This is a genomic window from Methanoculleus sp. 10, assembly GCF_913757945.1.
In the GTDB taxonomy this organism is placed as follows: domain Archaea; phylum Halobacteriota; class Methanomicrobia; order Methanomicrobiales; family Methanoculleaceae; genus Methanoculleus.
Genome location: NZ_CAJYDP010000001.1, coordinates 341180 through 360663 on the forward strand (window position 1 = coordinate 341180; position 19484 = coordinate 360663).

Below are 19484 nucleotides of genomic sequence, written 5' to 3' on the forward strand. Positions count from 1 at the left end.
GAATTTGGGTTATACTCACCTTACGCAACGATCAATTCGAAACTTATTAATAGCACTCTCAAATTACTGATTAATTAGACCTATACATTCGGATTACTTGACGGTATAGGTAGGACGTTTAGAGAGGTGTAAGAAAAATGGTGTTCCATCCTCCAGTTGCTATAGTAGCAAAAGCAGGTGATACCGGGAAGTACAAGGTCGGGCTACCGGCCTGGAACATGGTCCTGCGTGGTGTCATGTCCGGAGCCTACATCGCCATGGGCGGTGCGCTCGCAACAGTCTGTTCGACCGGTGTCATGGCATCCGACGCCGCGATGAGATCCGGTTTCGCAAGTGCCGGTATGGCCCAGTTCATCCTGGGTGCTGTCTTCCCTGTGGGGCTTATCATCACGGTCATGACCGGTGCAGAACTCTTCACCGGCGACGCGATGCTCGCCCCCATGGCCGCGTTCATTCACAAGATCAGCTGGGCAAGCGTGCTCAACCTCTGGATCTGGGTGTATATCGGCAACTTCATCGGGTCGGTAATCTTTGCGTTTATCATGGCATACGGGCCGTGTGTCAGCTTCGATGCCGCCGGAACCGCAACACTCACCGCGTTTGGCTTGAGAGCGATCGGCATAGCGACGGCAAAGACGAGTTACATCGGCGGAATGGCGCTGTTCTCGGCATTCCTCAAGGGTATTGCCTGTAACTGGCTCGTCAACCTCGCCATCCTGCTCGGTATCTGCGCAGACGACGCGATAGGAAAGATCGTCGGTATCTGGTTCCCGATCTTCGCCTTCGTTGCCAGCGGGTTCGAGCACAGCGTTGCGAACATGTACTTCATCCCCACGGGCATCTTCTGCACGGGCCTTGACCCCACAAAGGCCGTCGCGACGCTCAACTGGGTGAGCATGTGGACCAACAACGTGATCATCGTCACGCTCGGCAACATCGTCGGTGGTCTGCTCTTCGTCGGCATCATCTACTGGGTCGCGTTCAGAAAGGAAATTGCAGCCCTCAAGTAAACCTGATTGACAATGCAGATCGGAGATACTAAAGTGAGGGTGACGGCCATTGCACTGGCCGTCTTCCTCTTTTTTGTGGTCCTGATCGCGGTGTACGTCCTCGCTACCGGGGAGGTATCCATGCTGATCTGGGCGGTTCCGGCGGCCATCATGCTGCTTGTCATACCGGTAGCGCTCAACTACATGAGCCAGACGCAGTATGCATCACTGGTGCCGGTCTACGAAGCAGAAGCAAGGACGGTCCGTGTCCGGGAGATCAACTTAAACATGCTCGGCGAGCCGGTGCGCATCAAGGGCGTCGTCGAGCGGGTGTATTTCCAGTTCCTCAACCGGCCGCAGTACCTCGTCGCCGACCGGACAGGCGAGATATCGGTCAAGATGTTCACTTCCCCGGCAGAAGACGTGCAGAAAGGGGATGTGGTCGAGGTGCTCGGAACGGTCGTCAAACGCTATATCCTGTCCGGGGATGCGGTCATCAACTGCGTCTCCATCCGGAAAGTCGAGAAAGTTCAGCAATCCTGACGCCCCCGGGCGCCAGAGCGTTCAGTGAAGGGACGGTTGACACGGGATAGGACCCTGCCGCCATCACCTTCGCGCCTTCTTGTTAAAACGTTCTGTCAAGACCGTCGTCTATCGGTCTTGCCCCCGGCCTTTCGCTGAGATCCCGGATGTAGTCCTCAAAGAGATGGATCCGGGTGCTCACGGGGAACGGTATCCCGATGGTGCTGATGACCGCTTCTCCCGGCTCAAGCGTCTGGATCTCGGTGTCCAGGCGGGAGAGGTCCTGTTTTGCGCTGCTCGCGATCATATCGCGGTCCCCCCGGTCGGAGAGCCCCATCACGACGAAGGTGTTTAACTGGGCAAGGACCCGGGCATCGATGTTCTTTGGCTGTTGCGTAACCACGCAGAGCCCCACACCGAACTTTCTCCCCTCCATCGCGGCTTCCCGGAAGACCCGGGTGCTCCCGGACCCCGATCCCAGCACCCGCTGGGCCTCCTCGATGGTGATCAGCACCTGCTTTGCCTCCTCTGCGCTCTTTGCGTCTTCCCCCTGGTGGTTGCGCATGATCATGCGGGTTATGATCGAGAGGACGAAGAGTTCGCTCTGCTCGCTCATCCCCGGGATATCGATCAGGACGACCCTGTTCTCGTGGAGCGCCCTCATAATGTCCGGGATCGAGGAACCCTTCGACCGGAAGAAACCACGGTTCCGGTTGAGCATGCCCGCGATACGCCGCTGCATCACGGCGAGCGTGCTCGTGGAGAAGTTTTTCAGGTCACGGGCAATCCCGCGGTGCGGGCCGCTGTAGGTCGCGGCATCGAAGGTCGCGGCGTCGATCCCCTGGAAGAAGTCGATCACGTCCGAACCGGGCACGCTCTCGAGCATCTCCACGACCTCGCGCTGGGGCGGGGAGTGCTCGTAGAGCAGGAGGAGGTCGGGCATCCGGAAGTCGTCGTAGTCAAGGTAGAGCTGGTCCAGCCGGTACTTCTTCCTGTCCTGCTCCGGTCGGGTGGAGAAGACGGCAAGGCCGTCACGGCCCGCCTGGTAGTGCAGGAGCCCCCTCGTCGCCTCTCCGCTCGACGACCGCCCGCCCGCCACGTACTCGCCGTGCGGGTCGACGATGAGGAGCCCGAACGCCCTCGTCCGCATGCAGGAGGCGCAGAAGACCTTCATGAAGTTGCTCTTCCCCATCCCTGTCGTCGCAAAGACGCCCATGTGCTGCCGCATCACTGCCGGGTGAAGCGCCACCCTCACGTCCTTTAAGACGCCCTGGCCGGTCTTCATCACGCCGACCTCGATATCGCCCATCACCTGCGCGAGGAACGCGAAGTCCCGGGACTCCGGCCGCTCCACGCGGGAGAACTTTGCCGGGATCGTCCGCGGTTTCCGGAAGTCGCCGTCTTCCCCTATGTAGCCGAGAGGGACCGCCTCGACGAGGATGAAGACGTCCTCCCCTATCCCGTAGAAGTGCTCGGTATGAGGGCGGGTGTCCCACTTCGGGTCGGAGAAGTTGCAGTCGTGGAGGAGGTCGCTGACTTTGGCAAAGAACGTCAGTCCTTTGACGCTGTCGGTGATCTTTAAGACGTCCCCGAGATAGAGCTCTGCGTCGTGCGGGACGGCAAACCGGTAGCTGAGCACCCGGTCCCCGATCAGGCGGTACTTCGAGGCGTCGTCGCCGTCAATATCGATCAAACTCATCATGGTAATCACCGAAGATGCTGGTGTAATCGGCGAGATTCATGCCGAGCCGGTCCATGTCCCGGATGATGTCGTGGCGGACCTGTTCGACCGCATCCCTCCCTATCCGGGTGGTGAGGTGGGCGTCAAGGAGCGGATACGGGTAGCCCGTGACCCTGCCGTCGTCGGCAAAGGAGGCGAGCGCGGAGAAGACCCGTTCGACCCGCTCCGGGTTGTAATACTTGGGGATCTCCACTTTGAACGCCCGATCGGCCCGCGGGTGCAGCCGCGCGACGTACTGTTCGCCCCGCTGTTTCCAGGCGGAGGTCTCCCGGCGGTCGAGCAGGCCCCCGGCGGCGGAGACACAGAGGTACCAGGGCTCGGGGACGCCGAGGCCGCGGGCAAGCCCCTCCGCCGCCGGGACGACGGGGTGCCCCCCGCCCCAGGTGAGCGACGTCCGTTTCGTCACTGCGGCGATGAGCACCCCCCGGAGGTTGCAGAGGTTCAGGAGACTCTCGATGACCTCGTCGTGGCTTGCGTGGCGGACCTGGAGCGTGCCGTCGAGGACGATGAGGTCGCCGGTATCGAGTTCCTCGGCCATCTCCATCGCCGCCCGGTACTCGAGGGTATCCCGTATGACGGCGGCGTTTCTCGCGGGGTCGTCGTGGTCGAGGTGCACTTTCGGGGGACGGCGGAAGCAGTCGTAAAAGAGCGCATCGAAGTCCTCGTTCCCGGTGCCGGGGTTGACCGTGACGACGTAGAGAGGCGTCGTCCTGTGGTGGAGGCGCGCACCGCCGGCATACGCGCTGACCGATGCTCGGACGGCGGCTACGGCAAAACAGCCCGCGTCAAGGACGATGGTGTTGCTCCCGTCGACGGCGCAGACGGCACCGTCGAACTCGGGCCGGCAGTGCCGGTAGGAGGCCGGGTCAAACCCGCCGGCGGCTGAGAACCGCTCTGCAAGGTCCGGCGGGGCGGCCTCCCGGATCCTCCCGGCGACCCGCCGGATAGCGTCCCGGTACAGGGTGTTTCGGTCCATCACTCGAACTCCCGGACCCGGCTTGCATGGTCTGCCCCCATCTCGACCACGAGCGTCGTCGAGAACTCGTCCTGAACCTCGGTGATGTGGGATATGAGGAGGATCTGGGGAAAATGGGCCTCCTGGGTCCGGAGCGCGCGGAGAAGGTTGCTCCGCCGCCCCTCGTCCTGGCTCCCGAAGATCTCGTCGAATATCAGGAACGTGGAGTCGTGCACCCCGTTCACCTCGGCAAGGAACCGGGAGAGAGCGACACGAAGAGCGATCGCGATGTCGTCCTGCTCTCCCCCGCTGAACCGGTCAGCCGGGTAGTCGTCTCCCATGTCGTGGACGAGGACGGTGAAGTCGTCGTCGAGCATCACGGTGCTGTACCTCCCGTCGGTGATCTCCGCAAGCACCCTCCCGGCCTCCTCCTCGATCCGGTCCCTGACCACCTGCAGGAGGTAGTCGGTGTAGTCCCTGATGAGGGAACGGGTGAGTTTCAGGCGCCCTATCTCCTCGGTGAGCGCCTCCTGCTGCCGGAGGAGGGCATCCGCACGGGAGAGCCTCCCGGCCGCTTCCTCGATATCGGCCGAGAGACTGCTTATGCGGGCAGTGATCGCAAACTTCCGCTCCCGTGAGGCCAGGAGGTCCCCCTCACGATTCGCGAGCGCCTCTTCTACCGCTGCAACCTGCCGTTCGTCGAAATCAAGGCCATTCAAGGCTTTTTTGACCCGGAGCCGTTCGGCCTCCCGGCTCGCGAGGAGGTCCTGCTTTGCCTTGAGCGCCCCGGCGAGCCTCGGGACCTCCTCGAGGCGGACCCTGAGTTCCAGCGCCTTCCGGTGGGCTGCTTCGGCGCGGCTGCACTCTTCGCCGAGGTGCGCGAACCTCTCCGGGTCGAACGCGAGGCGGGCGAGTTCGCCCGTGGCGATCCGCAGCCTCTCGCGGAACCCGTCGGCCCTGACGGCAACGGCTCTGTGCTCCTCCTCGATGGCCGGTCTCCGCGCAAGGCGGGCCTGCGCCTCCGTGTATGCCCGATAGGATGCCTCAAGCCCCTCCGCATCCGCCTCGAGGCGCTGCCGGACCTCCGGGTCGAACCCGAGCCGGGAGATCTTCGCCTCGATCTCTTCTTTGCGGGCGAGGTACCCCTCGACCTCGCCGATGAGCCGCCGCCGCTCCTCCTGGAGGGCGGGGAGGCGGCTGCATGCGCCCCGGAGGGTGTCGGCCGCCGTCCGCTTCTCCTCGAGGTCCCGGATCCGTTCCCTGAGGGCGGCATGCGCCGCCGGGTCGTACCCGCCCATGCCGAGCGCCCGGACCGCGGCACGGTGCTCGGCGGCCTCGGCCTGCCACCGTTGCACGACACCCGCGCTCTGCTCGTACCGGGTCGAGTAGAGGACGTGCTGCTCCTTTAAGCGCCGGTAGACGGTGAGCTGTCCCTGGAGGTCGACGAGCTCGGCGGCGAGGCCCCGGTGGTCGGCGGTCGCCCGCGCATGCTCGTGCTCGAGGTCCGCAAGCGTCGCCTGCATCGATACGGTAGCGGCGGCAAGGTTGTCGACCAGCTCCTCGTAGTGGTCGCCGAGGCTCTGGTGGCACGTCGGGCAGGCCCCTTCCGGGCCCGCGGCGAGGATCTCCGCCCGGTCTCCGGCGAGCCGCCGGATCTCCTCGCGGAGCGCCTCCTGGCGTTCGGCGCACGCGCTGATCCGCGAGGTCAGGTACTCCTTCCGGCTCTCCGCCGACTCGATCCGCTCCTCGGCGGCGGCCATCCCGGCGAGCTGCCGGGCAAGCCCGGCGATCTCGCTCTCGAGCAGGCTCATCTCCTCGGACCCGGCGCGGACCTCCTGCAGGCACCGCTCTTCCTGCCGGGAATACTCGAGAGCCTTGAGAAAAACCTCTTGTTGGGCCCGGAGGGTATCGTAGCCGCTGACCTCAGCCTCGAGGGCACGAAGGTGCCGGCTCTTCTCCTCGATCCCCTCGAGTTCCCTGCGGTTCTCCTGGACGCGGCGCTCCGTCTGGACGAACCGCTCATCCATGCGGGCAAGTTCTTCGCGGAGGGCATCGTATTCCGGCTGGAGAGCCTTCATCGCCGCAATACGGTCGCGCATGGCCTGCCGCTTCCCGACCTCCCGGGCAAGCCCGGCAACCGTCTTTTCATCCCGGGCAAACGCGGCGAGCTCGGCCTCAAGGTTCGCGCGGCGCTCGTCGTACTCCCGCACCTGCTCGCCCACGGCGCCGGCTTCGAGGCTCAGGCGGTCTCTTGCGGCCTTCACCTCCGCCATCGCGGCGAGTTCAGCCTTCAGGGGCTCGTAGCGCCCGGCGAGAGGGGCAAGGTCTTCGAGTTCGGCCTGCAGTCTCCTGCGTTCTGCGATCTCTTCCTCACCCCCCCGGCACTCGGTGCGGAGCCGCGCGATCTCGCCCGCAAGGGTCTCCTCTTCCCGTGCGAGGTGCAGGAAGCGGTCGCGCACGGAGAGCAGCCGGTCGCGTTCCTTCCGGACTTGATCGAGCGCCATGACGGCGCTTCTCTCCGCGGCGCCGGCGCGCTCCGCCTCCTCCTCCGCACGGCCGAGTTCGGCATGGAGCGCTGATAGGCGGTCGCGCACGGAGGCGGCGTCGAGCTCCCGGAGACGGCCGGAGAGCTCCAGAAAGACCCCTTCCCGGGTATCGACGACCCGTTTCAGGTCCTCCATGCTGTCCTTCCTGAGGTACTCGATGCCCAGCACCTGCATGAACCAGTCCTTCCGGGACCCGGCCCTGCTCTCGATCAGGGCGAGGAGTTCTTTCTGCCCGGCGTAGATGGTGTTCCGGAAGTCACCCGGGCCCATGCCGACGATCCGTTGCACCTCCTCCCCTACCTTCTGGACGCTGCTTGCAAGGAGCCTCTGGTTCAGGTAGAGGTTTGCCTCGTGAAGGGTCGAGGAGGGACGGCGCTTGAACCTGCGGACGACGGCATACTCGTTGCCGCCGGCTATGAAGTCCAGGCGGACCTCGCAGACGTCTTGTTGGCCCGCAAAGGAACTGACGATGTAGTTTGCGTCAAGCCCGGTCCCCTGGAGGCCGTAGAGAGCGAAGAGGACGGCGGCGACGATGCTGCTCTTGCCGGTCCCGTTGTTCCCGACGATCCCGGTGATCCCATCCTGGAAGGTGATCTCCTGGTCCCGGAAGCGCTTGAAGTTGCGCATCGCAAGTTTATTCAGCAGCATTCTCTCCCTCTTTATGGCGCGCGATGACCGAGCGGAGGATCGCCGTCCCGGTCTTCTTCACGTACTCCTCGTCGCCCGGGGCGAGGTGCTCCCTCTCCACGAAGCGCTCGAACTCGGCGACGTAGTCGAGGCCGACGAGCGAGTCTTCGTAAAAGATCCGGGAAGGATCGTCAGCGGCGAGCACCTGCAGTTTGAGGTCCAGCATCCGGCCCCGGACCTCCGAGAGGGCTTTCTGGTCAAGTGCGCGGAGCGTCTCGCGGCGTATCCCGTCAAGCGTGACCTGGCAGATCGCTCGGAAGGTCTTCTGCCCTGCGCTGTCAACCGCGTCGAGGACACCGTCCATGACCTCGCGGGCAGAGATGCCATCGCAGTTGATCCTGCCGAGGCTGAGCATGGGGGTGTGTGGCAGATCGATATGCCCGACCTCCCGCGACTCCGGGTCCACGGCGAGGCCCCCCTTGATATCCGCGATCTCGCCGTAGTTGCAGTATTCAAGCGACCCGCTGTACCAGGCGTTGTCGGCAACCTGCACCTGGCCGTGGAAGTGGCCGAGCGCTATGTAGTCGAACCGGTCGGAGAGGATGGTCGCCTCCAGTTCGTGCTCGGCGACGGTGTGCAGCCGCCGGTCTTTTAAGTTGCTTGCAAGGCCGTGGGTGACGAGCACGTTCGTGCCGGGCGAGAACTCAAGCCCGTCAAACGCCCTCCGGTAGCCCTCCGCCTCGAGCATGTTCGGTATCAGGTGAAAGACCGCATCCCCGAGTTCGACCCGCCGGTAGCGGTTGTGGTGGGCGACGTAGAGATCGGTTGCGCGGTAGCCGCCCCGTTCGAGTACCTCGAACGGCGATGCCGTGTAACGGGTCTTTGCCATGCTGTGGTTGCCGGCGACCGCGAGCATCGGCACTCCCGCGTCCTGCAGGCGGGAGAGGGCGTCGAGCGCCGTCGTGTAGGCGCGGGTCTTTGGTTTGACCTGGTGGAAGAGGTCGCCTGCATGGACGAGCGCATCGGGGCGCATGGCGATGATCCGGTCGACGGCGGCGAGGAAGTTGTCGTAGATGAGCTGTTCGCGCAGGTTCATCCCGGTTTCCGGATCAACCCGATTAAATGCCGACAATCCGAGATGCGTGTCTGCCAGATGAACGATCTTCATGCCCAATTAGTCTCCGTGTGCCCCTGGTATAAATGGCTGTTGTGCGCGGTGTGAAAGTGTCCGGCGCCGGGTCGGTGCCCGGAATACGCGTAACCTAATATATCCTCAATGATATTTGTATGGTGATCTCATGTCAAAAAGAGCCGTTGATGCAGTTTTCCAGGCGCTCTTCATCCTCTCCGACATCCGGTTCCTGCTGCGGGAGACCGCTCCGCAGCACGACCTTGATGAAGCGCAGAAGAAGCGTGCCGCAACCTCCATCGAGAAGGTGAAGCGGCAGATTGCCATCATCGAAGAGGAGCTGATGCGGTGAAGTGCGCAGTCGATATCGATGCCCGCGACGTCGAGGAGATGTATATCAACATCGACCCCATCCAGGCGGGCGGGCGGCTCACCGCCGATGCCATGAAGGCGGCAATCTCGTTCGGCGACGGCTACTCGGTCTGCGACAACTGCCGAAACCCCCCGAGGCTCGACTACATCAAAAATCCCCCCATCGCGCAGTTCCACGCGGACCTCGCGGCATGGCTGAATATGGACACGGTGCGGGTGGTGCCGGGGGCGCGCCGGGGGTTCCAGGCGGTCGCGAGCACCTACGTGGAGAAAGGCGACCCGGTCATCCTCACGTCGCTTGCCCACTACACGGAGTTCATGGCGGTTGAGGCGGCGGGCGGGATCCCGCGCGAGATCCCGAAGGATGCAAAGAACCACATCACCCCCGACGCCGCGGCGGAGAAGATCGAGGCGGTTATCCGGGAGTTCTCGCGCACACCGCCGCTGCTCTTCGTCGACCACGTCGACTACCAGTTTGGGAACGTCCACGACGTCGCGGGCATCATCAGGGTCGCCCACCAGTACGACATCCCGGTCCTCGTTAACGGGGCCTACACGGTCGGGATCATGCCCATCAACGGCAAAGGGCTCGGTGCGGACTTTGTCGTCGGGTCGGGCCACAAGAGCATGGCCGCCCCGGCGCCCTCCGGCCTCCTTGCGACGACGAATGAGCATGCAGAGAGGGTCTTTCGGATGACGCAGGCGAAGGGGGACGTGACCGGCCGGACGTTCGGCATGAAAGAGGTGGAGATGATGGGCTGCACCCTGATGGGCGTCACCGTCGTCGGGATGATGGCCTCGTTCCCCCGCGTCAGGGAGCGGGTGGAGCACTGGGAGACCGAGGTGGCGCATTCGCAGGCGGTCACGGACGCCCTCCTCTCCATCGAGGGGACGAAGGTCCTCTCCGATTACCCAAGAAGGCATACCCTGACCCGGATAGACACCCGGGAATCCTTCGATACGGTGGCACAGCGGCATAAAAAACGTGGTTTCTTCCTCGCAAGCGACATGAAGAAGCGCGGGATCACCGGGGTCATCCCCGGGTCGACCAGGGTCTGGAAGTTCAACACCTTCGGGCTGACGGAGAAGCAGATCCGGCACGTCGGGGAGTCGTTCGTCGAGGTTGCGCGGGAGAACGGGTTGAATATTCTCTAAGAATACTCTCGAACTTTTTAGAGCGGGTGCGTGCGGGCCGGAACGCTATCACAGTTAAGATATGGAGTGTACCAGGGAGAACTGCTGTAGTCGATCGAAAAGCCCGGTACAGTGGACCGTGGGAATATCGTCACGGAGGGAAAAACCCCTCCCCTGCAACCCCTCCCCAGATGCGATATCCGCTAGGAATCCGTGTATGTGTAGCGCGAACGATGGTGCTTGATGGCCTGAAAGTTTCGAGTTGCAATGAACCGGAGAACGACGCCCCACCGGAGTGGGCACGAGGTGGTGAGTTACGAGGTACACCCATGATTCGCCTTCGGCCCGCAAAGGTCCACGTCCATTCCAAGATGACTTCAAGCCGAAACAGGAGCACCTTGAGTACCTGAGGACTTCTCCTCACCGGACCTCCCCGATCTCCCCGTTCTTTGCGCGGTACCGCCGCACCGTCCCCGCCGCCCGGGCCGCGAGGCTCTCCGCGCCGATCTCCTCCTCAATCTGCGCGATCGTCGCCGCGGGTGCCGCCGTCGAAGGGTAGCGGGGGGCGACCGTGCACCCGGTGCTCCCCGGCCGGGCCTCAAACGTCCCGATGGCGCGGGCGCGTTCGACGATCTCCTCCTTGTCAAACCCGATCAGCGGCCGGAGCACCGGCACAGACGCCGCCGGGGCGATCACCGTCATGTTCGCCAGCGTCTGGGACGCTACCTGCCCCAGGTTGTCGCCGTTGACGAGCGCGTAAGCGCCGCGATCTTTTGCAAGGATGCTTGCCACCCGGAGCATGAACCGTTTGCAGAGGATGCACCGGTAGCGGGGCTCTTTTAAGGCCGTGATGACCTCAAAGAACGGCTCCATATCCACGATCAGGAGGTCGAGAGGGTGCCCGGGGACCCAGGCGGAGAGCCGGGCGTGGTGCCGGAGGACGATCTCTTCCACGTCCGCCCCCCCAAAGCGCCCGCTGTGCATATGGACATGCACCATCCGGCACCCCCGGCGCATCATCAGCCACGATGCAACGGGCGAGTCGATCCCCTCCGAGAGCAGGGCCATCACTTCCCCCTGCGTCCCGTAGGGGAGTCCTCCCGGTCCGCCGAGTTTCTCGTCGTAGACAAGGCCGCCGAACTCCCGGGCCTCCACGAAGACCTCGTAGTCGGGCGCCGTCAGGTCCACCGTGGCCTCCGGCACCCGGTCGAGGACGGCCGAGCCGACCGCCGCCGCGAGTTCCTGGCTGTTGAACCCCTCGACGCCCGTCCGGCGCGCCCTGACCGCAAACGACATCCCCGACCGGAGGTGCCGCCCTGCATGCTCTACGGCTGCGGCCGCGATACCGTCGATATCGGGGGAGGTCACCGTGCAGACGCTGGCGCTCACCACCCCGAAGGTCCCGGCGGCGATCGCGGCGATGCGCCGGGGCTCGTCGCCGAAGATCAGGATCCTCCCCCGGGGTGCCTCGATGCGGTGGGAGAGTCCTTCCGCCTCCAGCGCGAGCCGGATGTTCTCCGTCATGATCGATACGAACCGCCGTTTCACCGGCTCGCTCTTGAGGAAGATCTCGCCATACCTGACCATCACTGCTTCCACGAGTCCGCACCTCCCTCCCGGTAGCCCTCCGGGGCGATAGCCGCATCCTCAAAACCGAGATCCTTCACCGCACCGAGCAGCCCCTCCAGCCTTTTGTGGTATCCCGGATCGGCCTCGATGGAGGCCCGACGACCACTGCACCGGACCCGTATGGTCCCCGGGATCTCCCGCGCGAGGAGAGCCTCAGCGGCCGCGACGAGCGCGAGGCACTCCCGGGTGACTGCATCGCCGGTGGGGATGCGTGTCGCAAGGCATGCGGACGGCGGGCGGACGGGCACCCCGAGGTCTGCCGCAAGGGCCTCGATATCCGCCTTCCCCATGCCGCACTCCGCAAACGGGCTCCTGATCCCGAGTTCGACGAGCGCCCGCATCCCGGGCCTTGTCGCGGGCCGGTCGTCGGCGTGGGTCCCGTCGACCACCGTCCGGCATCCACACCGCTCTGCCTCTCTCGCGACCGCCTCCATCATCGCCCGCTTGCAGGCGTAGCACCGGTCCGGCCGGTTCTCCCGGATCGCGGGGATCTCGAGCGCATCGAGCGGTATCACGATATGCGGGACGCCGAGGCGCTCCGAGAGTTCCTGCGCCGCGGCGATCTCCCCAGGGGGGGCAAGACCGGTATCGACGCTGATAGCGATCGCCCGGACGGTGTGCCGCCGGGCGGTGGCCAGCAGGACCGAACTGTCCGTCCCCCCGGAGAGCGCGACCGCAACAGGTTCGCAGGATTTCAGGAGTAAAGCGAGATCAGCATCTTGTGCCATCTGCTCAACTTATGCTCGCTTGTTCTAGATGAATGTTCGCGAATCGCGGCAATTCGGGCTTTTGGCACAGCGAGCAAATGATTTTTAACAGAGGCACTCCGAATGTGTACTGATATGGCGAAGAAAGCGAAAGCCAAACAGGCAGAGCCCATGAAACTCTTCTATATTTTTTATAATCAGGAGCGCTGGGACAACTGGATCAAAACACTGGAGGGTGCTGACTTCGAGCCTGCCGAAGGCGAAGACGTCTCCGAAGGCGAGCAGATGCTCTACAGTTTCACCGAAGACATCACCCTCTCGGTCTTAAAGATCATCCGCCTCTACCAGAACGGCCGGTTCACGAAGGAGGAGGCCACGGAGAAGCTCGACGACGTGGAACTGATCGTCATGACCGGGCTCCCCGAAGGAGAGCTCGAGGACGTCATCGGGTCGCTCCAGCTCTCCCTGCTCGTACTCTTCACCGCCTGCCGGAAGTATCTCGAGGGCGGGTTCGATAAGGATATAAAGACGCTCGTGAAGAAGGGCCGGGCTCTCGATGAAGAGAACCTCGAGGAGGCGCTTGAGGTTGCCGCGAATATCGGGGCCGCCGTTGTCGACGGGGCCACGTGCTGCGCGAAGTATATCAAGGACGATGCGGAGAACCCCGGCCTCTTCGACGAGTGGCTCATCGAGATCGAGACCATGAGCAACGCTATCAAATCTCTTGCGAAGTTCGACGAGGAGCCCGGAGAAGCGTCGTGATCGCGGACAAGGCCCGGTTCCGGGCGGCACGGAAGCTGGAGCGGGCGGCAGGGTTCCGGCTCCCGGACCATGTCTTCTCGGGTGCGTTCCTCGAATCTCTCGGGAAGGCGGTCAACTTCGAGCACCTCGACCGCCGGATGCAGGAGCAGCTCCTTGCCTTTTTCCGCGATTTCATGGACTGCAAGTGCAAAAACGCCCCCTTCTGCGGGTGCCCGGAGCGGAAGTTCACCCTTGCCATCATCGAGTTCCGGGAGATGGGGCTCGATCACCGCCAGATCAGCGCCTACCTCCTCGACGAATACGGGATCGACCTCTACCCCGCCGATATCCTGAGTTTCCTCGAAGACTCCGTCCACATGCTCGAGGCGATACGGGACGTCGCCGAGCTGCAAGGGCGGGAGAAACTCGCGGAGAACGCCATCGGGCATATCAGGAAGATCGAGCATTAAGGCCCGCCCCACCTCCCCGGAGTTACCGCCCCTCCGTCATCTGCCGCCGGTCCGGGTGAACAGGGGAATGGTGGATGGGTATGGCAGCTCTCCTTCGCGTGAGGTCCTCTCATTTCCTTCTACTGCCGGTTCTCGCGTTGCCGCAAGGGAGTGTGAGCTATTTATCACATCGACTCTCAGTAACCCGTATCATAACCGGAGGAGAGTGCCGATCGTTTTTCGCACTCTTTGGAAGGTCGCATCGGCGGATACGCCCCGGCACGGCTTTCCACCGGGTATCGCGAGCACTGCCCCCGCTCCCGACGATATGACTTTGCAACCGTACTTCCCGGCGATCGCCGTGGTCCGGTCCGTCGAGTGCTTATCGACGACGATGATCCTGTTCGGGTGCCCCTAGTTCCGGATCGAGGAGAGCGTGAGTTCCAGCGTTGAAGCGCTGTTCCAGGTCAAAACGACATAATCGATGCTCATCATAGCGGTAGAGGACCCCCGGGCGATCCGGTCTATCGGGCCTCATCGCACATCAGGTTTGCCGTCGCTCTGGCCCGGAGAGACACATCCCGTCCACGGAGGTCCGCCGGCGAACACCTCCCCTCTCCCGCGCGGCCCGGCCGGAAAGCCGCCGTGTGAGGGGCCTGCAGCAGGCAGGGGGCCGGGAGGACGGCGGCCGGGGTTATCCACTCCCCGGGTTGCGCATCATGGGGGCGACGTTGCACCCCGCCATCTCCCCGAAACAGAAGACGAACCGTTCCTTGATGCTCGCCGGCAGTCTCGCCTCCGGGATGGGCACAAACCCGAGTTTCCCGTAGAACCCGACCAGGGGGAGGGTCGAGTGGATGTAGATCGTCTCAGAGCCGCATTCATCGAGGAGCCGCTGCACGGCCTCCCTTGCATACCCGCCTCCACGGTACTCGTCCAGGGTGAAGACGCAGTCCATCTCGAGACCGCCCGGGTGCCGGGTACAGCGGGCCGTCGCCGCCAGGGCGCCGTCGACAAAGACGCCGAAGATCCTCTCCCGGCTCGGGTCCGCCTTCTGGTTGCGGTAGTGTGTCCAGACCCTCTCTGCAAGCGGGAACTCTTCGTGCTTCAATTCTCGGACTTCTTTCTTCATGGTCTTCCTCGCGTATGATCAGGCGTTGCCGCGCCTATTATTTCAAGCCGACTACCTCTCCTCTCGCCGCGGGGCTCCCCGACCCGGGGATTCTGAACGGGAAGGGGTTCCCGCCCGGCAGGTGCGGAAGAAGGCGGCCGTGCCCGGCGCACCGGGTGAAGCGCCCCGCCGGCCCTCAGAGCGCACGGGGCCAGGGGATGCCGAGTTGTCCGGCCAGATCCTTCAGTTCGTCGTGGATGCCCCTGTCAATCCTGAGGAGGAGCAGGATATAGATCAGCCCGCCGAGTGCGACCGCCCCAAGGACAACGAAGATGTTTGAGAGCGGGATGATGTACGAGTAGCCGATAACGACAGCCGCCATGGCGAGCGCGGCAAAGACGATGTTGCTCACGGCCCGGGGCTCTATCCGGACACGGATGCCCCGGGAGAGGGCGCGATGAGCGAGTATTGCGTTCAGCACCATGGTGACGAGTGTTGCCGCCGACGCCCCGGCGATGCCGTATGCCGGGATGAGGAGGAGGTTTAACCCGATGTTTGCGGCAACCGCGACTGCCGTCACCCGGAACGAGTCCTGCGGTCGGTCGAGGGCGTTTAAACACATCGTCTGGAGGAACATGAAGACGTGGGCTACCTGGACGAGCAGGAGTATCGCGAGCGCCCCCGCCCCGGCGGCAAACGATGCCCCGTAGAAGAAGTAGAGGAGACGTTCGCCGAGGAGCCAGCCCCCGGCAACGACCGGGACCGCGAGCAGGAGCGAGTAGGTGAAGGCGCGGGCGAGCGCGCGCTCCACCGAAGAGAGGTCGTTCTGCTTCCCCCAGTAACTGATCTTCGGGTAGAGGGTGGTATGGAGCGCTATGGTGGCGAACGTTGCAATCGATGTGAGCTGGAGCGCCACGCGGTAGATGCCGATGTCGGCCTCGGTCATGAAATGACCGATCATGATGGTATCGGCATACGAGAAGACAAGGTAGCCGCTCGAGCTGAGGAACGTCCAGACCGAGAATGCAAAGAGGCTCGCGATGTGCGAACGGCGAAACGGGGCCGGCGAGAGGTCGAGGAACCGGAAGTTAAAGAGTCCCGAGACCAGAACCCCGGCAACGAACCCGCCAGCGAGGCCGGCGACCCCGTAGCCGAGGACGACCGCGGCAACCTGAACGAGTATCCGGACCAGGGTGTCGATCAGGCTGCCGATCTGGTTGATGCCGACCATTCCTCTGCCGTAAACGCTGTTTGAGGCGATATTTGTGAAGGTACTGACGATCAGCGCGAGGATCAGCCAGGGGAGCACCCCTGACGAGGTGAGTTTGACGAGGTACGGCTGCACGATGAGGAGGAAGCCCACCGAGATGACCGTCAGCGCCACCCGGAGGAGGATGAATGCGGTGAAGTAGGCGTTCTGGTCTTCTCCTTCGCTGATCCGCTTCACCGCGGCGCCCCCGAATCCGCCGTCCCCGATCAGGTTGAAGACGCTGAAGTAAGCGACGAAGAGAAAGTAGGCACCCAGTATCGACGGGCCGACGACGTGGGCGAAGTACATCGTGGAGAGGAACCCGATCGCGGTAAGCCCGATCGTCGAGCCGAGGCTGATGAGGCTCTGGCGCTGGACAGGGTCGATGCGCATGATGCGGGCGAGATACCCGGAGGGCCGGAACACGAGCATTGGTTTGGCCGTGAAAGCCTTTATTGGTTGTTAACCGCCCCGGGCTTTCTGCCGGGAACGCCCTGCCTGTTCAGTCGAGCTGAAGGAGGGTGGCCACGGTCTCCTCCACCCCCCGGAACGGGGGCCCCGATACCGTCATAGCAAAGCGGCGCACATGTATAGTATTATAATTCAGCGCTCACAGGAGAGGGCACGCAACATATATTATCGGCGGTGAAATCTTGGACGTAGGGGTAATCGGTGTCGGAGTAATGGGCAGGAACCATGCCCGCGTGTATTCGGAGTTGAAAGCGGTGGACTCGCTCTACCTGTACGACCTCAACCAGAAGGCGGCCCGCGACCTTGCCGGAACCTTCGGGGCAACGGCCTCCCCGACTGTCGAGAGCCTGCTCGAATGCGTGGATGCGGTGAGCATCTGCGTCCCGACGCCCTACCACTTCTCCATTGCGGAGACGGTCCTCGACGCCGGGGTGCCGCTCCTCGTCGAGAAACCCATCTGTGCGACGGCGGAAGAGGCGAGAAGGCTTATCGAAAAGATCCCGGAAGGCCTCGTCGCCGGCGTCGGCCACATCGAGCGGTTCAACCCGATCGTCCCCGAGATCAAAAAGATCGTCCGTGACCCCCTCTATGTCGAGATGAAGCGGCATAACCCGGCCTCTTCCCGGGTGAGCGGCTCCTCGGTCGTCGAAGACCTGATGATCCATGACGTGGATATCATGAGAAACGTCCTCCTCCCGGACGGAACCTACCGCCTCGCCGGCAGCGGCAATTCTGATGTCTGTAGCGCTCTCTTCTCTTTCGGCGGCACCACGGTCTACCTCTCCGCAAGCAGGAAGTCATCTAAGAAGATCCGTATGATCTACATCGAGGAGGAGGAGTTCACCATCGAGGGGGACTTTATGGCCCAGGAGATCTACATCCACAGAAAGCCCGGGCAGTATTCGGTAGAGAACGAGCGCTACGTGCAGGAGAACATCATTGAGAAGGTGCTCGTGAACAAACAGGAGCCGCTGAAGCTCGAACTCTCGACGTTCCTCGACTGCGTGGCCCAGCGGCGGGAGTTCCCGGTCAGCCCCGCGCAGGCGCTGCTGAATATGGAGATCTGCGAGGACGTTACGCGGTGTTTTGCAGCGTAAGGGTGGTTTTTGCATGAGTAAGAAACTACAATCCATAATCAATGCCAGAGGCCCGATCCGGAACATCGGTGTCGTCGGCATGGGCTACGTCGGCATCCCCGCCGCGGTCCTCTTTGCGGACGCGCCGGAGTTCGAGTCGGTCATCGGGTTCCAGCGGGATTCTCCTTCATCCGGCTACAAGATCGGTATGCTGAACCGGGGTGAGTCGCCCCTCAAGGGTGAGGAGCCGGGGCTTGAGGACCTCCTCGGCAAGGTCGTCGGCGCGGGGAAGTTCCGGTGCACATCGGATTTCTCGGAGGTCGCGGCGTGCGACGCGGTGACCCTTGCTATCCAGACCCCGTTTCTCGACCCAAAGGACCTCATCCCCGACTTCTCGGCCCTGACTGAGGGGCTCCGCGCGGTGGGGCGGCACCTCTCCGAGGGCACGCTCGTGGTGCTCGAGTCGACGGTCACCCCCGGCACGACCGAGCGCATGGCCCGGGAGATCCTCGAAGACGAGTCCGGTCTCGTCGCCGGCGAGGACTTCGCGCTCGCCCATGCCCCCGAGCGGGTGATGGTCGGACGGCTGCTCAAAAACATCCGCGAGCACGACCGGATCGTCGGCGGGATCGACGACATCTCGACGGCGCGGGCGGTCGAGCTCTACCGGCCGGTCCTCACGACCGGGACGATCATCCCGATGAGCGCGACCGCCGCCGAGGTGACGAAGACCGCCGAGAACGCCTTCCGCGACCTCCAGATCGCCGCCGCAAACCAGCTCGCCCTCCACTGTGAGGCAATGGGCGTCAACGTCTACGACGTCCGGGCGGGGATCGACTCCCTCAAGGGTGAGGGGATCACCCGGGCGATCCTCTGGCCGGGGGCCGGGGTCGGCGGCCACTGCCTCACGAAGGACTCGTGGCACCTCGAGCGGGGCGCGCAGGTCCTTGGGGGAGACCTCTGGTACCCGCACGGCGAGGAGTCGATCTTCGGCGTCGCGCGGAAGATCAACGAGTTCATGCCCCGGCACATGGTCCACCTGACCGTCGAGGGGCTCGGGCGGGCCGGGAAGTCCCCGGAGGGCGCGAACGTCGCTCTCCTCGGGTGGGCGTTCATCCAGAACTCGGACGACACCCGGAATACCCCTGCAGAGCCCTACCTCGCGGCGATGGAGGAGGCGGGGGCAACGGTCAGGGTCCACGACCCGTTCGTGGACAACTACCTGGGGATAGAGGTCTCCCACGACCTTGATGCGACCCTTGCAGGAGCGGACGTCGTCGTCATCTTCACCGGCCATCACCACTACGCCTCCCTCGACCCCGTCCGGGTAAAGGAACTCTCGGGCCGGGAGCACCCGGTCATCGTCGACGGCAGGAACGTCGTCGACCCGGACGCGTTCATCCGCGCGGGCTTCATCTACAAGGGCATCGGCCGGGGCGACAAAAACAGCCACCTGATCCGGCGGTAACCATGAAGATCGTATCGATCGTCGGGGCCCGGCCGCAGTTCATCAAGTGCGCTCCCGTCTCACGGGAACTCAGGAAGGCGCATGATGAGATCCTCGTCCACACCGGGCAGCACTACGACCACGGCATGTCGGAGGTCTTCTTTGAAGAACTCTCAATCCCGAAACCCGACTACAACCTCAACATCGGCTCCGGGACCCACGGCCGCCAGACCGGGGCGATGCTCGGGGCGATCGAGGATGTCCTCGAAAAGGAGGAACCCGACGTCGTCCTGGTCTACGGCGACACGAACTCGACCCTCGCCGGCGCGCTTGCGGCGGCAAAGCTCCACGTGCCGGTCGCCCATGTCGAGGCGGGGCTCCGGAGTTTTGACCGCCGGATGCCCGAGGAGGTCAACCGGGTGCTCACCGACCACTGCTCTGACCTCCTCTTCTGCCCGACGGAGACGGCCGTCGCGAACCTCGCGGCCGAGGGGATCACGGAGGGCGTCTTCCTTGTCGGGGACGTGATGCTTGATGCGATGACCCACAACCGCGCGGTCGCAGAGGAGCGCTCCCGGATCCTTGAGGA

The 19484-nt window shown here is 63.6% G+C and carries 17 protein-coding genes; 9 read left to right on the plus strand and 8 right to left on the minus strand.

Going from position 1 to position 19484, the window contains the following annotated elements:
• Nucleotides 1-137 precede the first annotated feature (137 nt).
• A complete protein-coding gene (locus QZ408_RS01750) occupies nucleotides 138-1010 on the plus strand; it encodes a formate/nitrite transporter family protein (protein WP_292489176.1) in 873 nt (290 codons plus the stop codon).
• Nucleotides 1011-1022: 12 nt separating this feature from the next.
• Nucleotides 1023-1532, plus strand: coding sequence for a nucleotide-binding protein (locus QZ408_RS01755; protein WP_292489179.1), 510 nt, complete (start codon nucleotides 1023-1025; stop codon nucleotides 1530-1532).
• Between the two features lie 82 nt (nucleotides 1533-1614).
• Here QZ408_RS01755 and QZ408_RS01760 read toward each other — a convergent pair whose 3' ends face one another.
• The 4 genes from QZ408_RS01760 to QZ408_RS01775 are packed head-to-tail and all read right to left on the minus strand — an operon-like array spanning nucleotide 1615 to nucleotide 8548.
• Nucleotides 1615-3213: an ATP-binding protein gene (locus tag QZ408_RS01760; protein ID WP_292489181.1), complete on the minus strand. Its 1599-nt coding sequence runs from the start codon at nucleotides 3211-3213 to the stop codon at nucleotides 1615-1617.
• Nucleotides 3191-4228: a DNA double-strand break repair nuclease NurA gene (locus QZ408_RS01765; protein ID WP_292489184.1), complete on the minus strand. Its 1038-nt coding sequence runs from the start codon at nucleotides 4226-4228 to the stop codon at nucleotides 3191-3193. Before QZ408_RS01765 ends, QZ408_RS01760 begins: the two co-directional genes overlap by 23 nt.
• Entirely contained in the window at nucleotides 4228-7401 is a 3174-nt protein-coding gene (locus QZ408_RS01770; protein ID WP_292489186.1) for an SMC family ATPase, read from the minus strand. The genes QZ408_RS01765 and QZ408_RS01770 overlap by 1 nt, the downstream gene beginning before the upstream one ends.
• Nucleotides 7388-8548, minus strand: a complete 1161-nt coding sequence (locus QZ408_RS01775) for a metallophosphoesterase (RefSeq protein ID WP_292489187.1) — start codon at nucleotides 8546-8548, stop codon at nucleotides 7388-7390. The genes QZ408_RS01770 and QZ408_RS01775 overlap by 14 nt, the downstream gene beginning before the upstream one ends.
• 130 nt (nucleotides 8549-8678) lie before the next feature.
• Between QZ408_RS01775 and QZ408_RS01780 the strand changes: the two genes are divergently transcribed.
• Nucleotides 8679-8861, plus strand: coding sequence for a hypothetical protein (locus QZ408_RS01780; RefSeq protein WP_292489189.1), 183 nt, complete (start codon nucleotides 8679-8681; stop codon nucleotides 8859-8861).
• Nucleotides 8858-10036 (plus strand): O-phospho-L-seryl-tRNA:Cys-tRNA synthase, encoded by a 1179-nt coding sequence (pscS, locus tag QZ408_RS01785; RefSeq protein ID WP_292489190.1) that lies wholly within the window; start codon nucleotides 8858-8860, stop codon nucleotides 10034-10036. The genes QZ408_RS01780 and pscS overlap by 4 nt, the downstream gene beginning before the upstream one ends.
• Before the next feature lie 399 nt (nucleotides 10037-10435).
• Here the strand turns inward: pscS and thiI are convergent, their stop codons facing one another.
• Both thiI and QZ408_RS01795 read right to left on the minus strand, forming a co-directional pair.
• Entirely contained in the window at nucleotides 10436-11614 is a 1179-nt protein-coding gene (gene thiI / locus QZ408_RS01790; RefSeq protein WP_292489191.1) for a tRNA uracil 4-sulfurtransferase ThiI, read from the minus strand.
• The gene (locus QZ408_RS01795) at nucleotides 11602-12372 is read right to left on the minus strand and encodes an ATP-dependent sacrificial sulfur transferase LarE (protein WP_292489193.1); all 771 of its coding nucleotides are present in this window, start codon (nucleotides 12370-12372) and stop codon (nucleotides 11602-11604) included. Before QZ408_RS01795 ends, thiI begins: the two co-directional genes overlap by 13 nt.
• 114 nt (nucleotides 12373-12486) lie before the next feature.
• Between QZ408_RS01795 and QZ408_RS01800 the strand changes: the two genes are divergently transcribed.
• Together QZ408_RS01800 and QZ408_RS01805 are read left to right on the plus strand one after the other, a co-directional pair.
• Complete coding sequence (locus QZ408_RS01800) at nucleotides 12487-13113, plus strand: DUF2150 family protein (RefSeq protein WP_292489195.1); 627 nt, start codon at nucleotides 12487-12489, stop codon at nucleotides 13111-13113.
• Entirely contained in the window at nucleotides 13110-13562 is a 453-nt protein-coding gene (locus tag QZ408_RS01805; protein ID WP_292489197.1) for a DUF5814 domain-containing protein, read from the plus strand. The genes QZ408_RS01800 and QZ408_RS01805 overlap by 4 nt, the downstream gene beginning before the upstream one ends.
• A 673-nt stretch (nucleotides 13563-14235) precedes the next feature.
• Here the strand turns inward: QZ408_RS01805 and QZ408_RS01810 are convergent.
• Entirely contained in the window at nucleotides 14236-14673 is a 438-nt protein-coding gene (locus tag QZ408_RS01810) for a GNAT family N-acetyltransferase (RefSeq protein WP_292489199.1), read from the minus strand.
• 175 nt (nucleotides 14674-14848) lie between these two features.
• Nucleotides 14849-16327 (minus strand): flippase, encoded by a 1479-nt coding sequence (locus QZ408_RS01815; RefSeq protein ID WP_292489202.1) that lies wholly within the window; start codon nucleotides 16325-16327, stop codon nucleotides 14849-14851.
• 227 nt (nucleotides 16328-16554) lie between these two features.
• On the opposite strand from QZ408_RS01815, the gene QZ408_RS01820 reads away from it, so the two are divergent.
• The 3 genes from QZ408_RS01820 to wecB all read left to right on the plus strand — a co-directional run.
• Nucleotides 16555-17469 (plus strand): Gfo/Idh/MocA family oxidoreductase, encoded by a 915-nt coding sequence (locus QZ408_RS01820; protein WP_292489204.1) that lies wholly within the window; start codon nucleotides 16555-16557, stop codon nucleotides 17467-17469.
• A gap of 13 nt (nucleotides 17470-17482) precedes the next feature.
• On the plus strand, nucleotides 17483-18916 hold the full coding sequence (locus QZ408_RS01825) for a nucleotide sugar dehydrogenase (RefSeq protein ID WP_292489206.1): 1434 nt from the start codon (nucleotides 17483-17485) through the stop codon (nucleotides 18914-18916).
• A gap of 2 nt (nucleotides 18917-18918) precedes the next feature.
• The coding region (gene wecB, locus QZ408_RS01830) for a UDP-N-acetylglucosamine 2-epimerase (non-hydrolyzing) (protein ID WP_292489208.1) at nucleotides 18919-19484 on the plus strand (566 nt) is incomplete at its 3' end.

Excerpts from the sequence above, each read along its gene's own strand:
- QZ408_RS01750 (WP_292489176.1), top strand. The coding sequence starts at position 138 with ATGGTGTTCCATCCTCCAGTTGCTATAGTAGCAAAAGCAGGTGATACC.
- QZ408_RS01755 (WP_292489179.1), top strand. The coding sequence starts at position 1,023 with ATGCAGATCGGAGATACTAAAGTGAGGGTGACGGCCATTGCACTGGCC.
- QZ408_RS01760 (WP_292489181.1), bottom strand. The coding sequence starts at position 3,213 with ATGATGAGTTTGATCGATATTGACGGCGACGACGCCTCGAAGTACCGC.
- QZ408_RS01765 (WP_292489184.1), bottom strand. The coding sequence starts at position 4,228 with ATGGACCGAAACACCCTGTACCGGGACGCTATCCGGCGGGTCGCCGGG.
- QZ408_RS01770 (WP_292489186.1), bottom strand. The coding sequence starts at position 7,401 with ATGCTGCTGAATAAACTTGCGATGCGCAACTTCAAGCGCTTCCGGGAC.
- QZ408_RS01775 (WP_292489187.1), bottom strand. The coding sequence starts at position 8,548 with ATGAAGATCGTTCATCTGGCAGACACGCATCTCGGATTGTCGGCATTT.
- QZ408_RS01780 (WP_292489189.1), top strand. The coding sequence starts at position 8,679 with ATGTCAAAAAGAGCCGTTGATGCAGTTTTCCAGGCGCTCTTCATCCTC.
- QZ408_RS01795 (WP_292489193.1), bottom strand. The coding sequence starts at position 12,372 with ATGGCACAAGATGCTGATCTCGCTTTACTCCTGAAATCCTGCGAACCT.
- QZ408_RS01800 (WP_292489195.1), top strand. The coding sequence starts at position 12,487 with ATGGCGAAGAAAGCGAAAGCCAAACAGGCAGAGCCCATGAAACTCTTC.
- QZ408_RS01810 (WP_292489199.1), bottom strand. The coding sequence starts at position 14,673 with ATGAAGAAAGAAGTCCGAGAATTGAAGCACGAAGAGTTCCCGCTTGCA.
- QZ408_RS01825 (WP_292489206.1), top strand. The coding sequence starts at position 17,483 with ATGAGTAAGAAACTACAATCCATAATCAATGCCAGAGGCCCGATCCGG.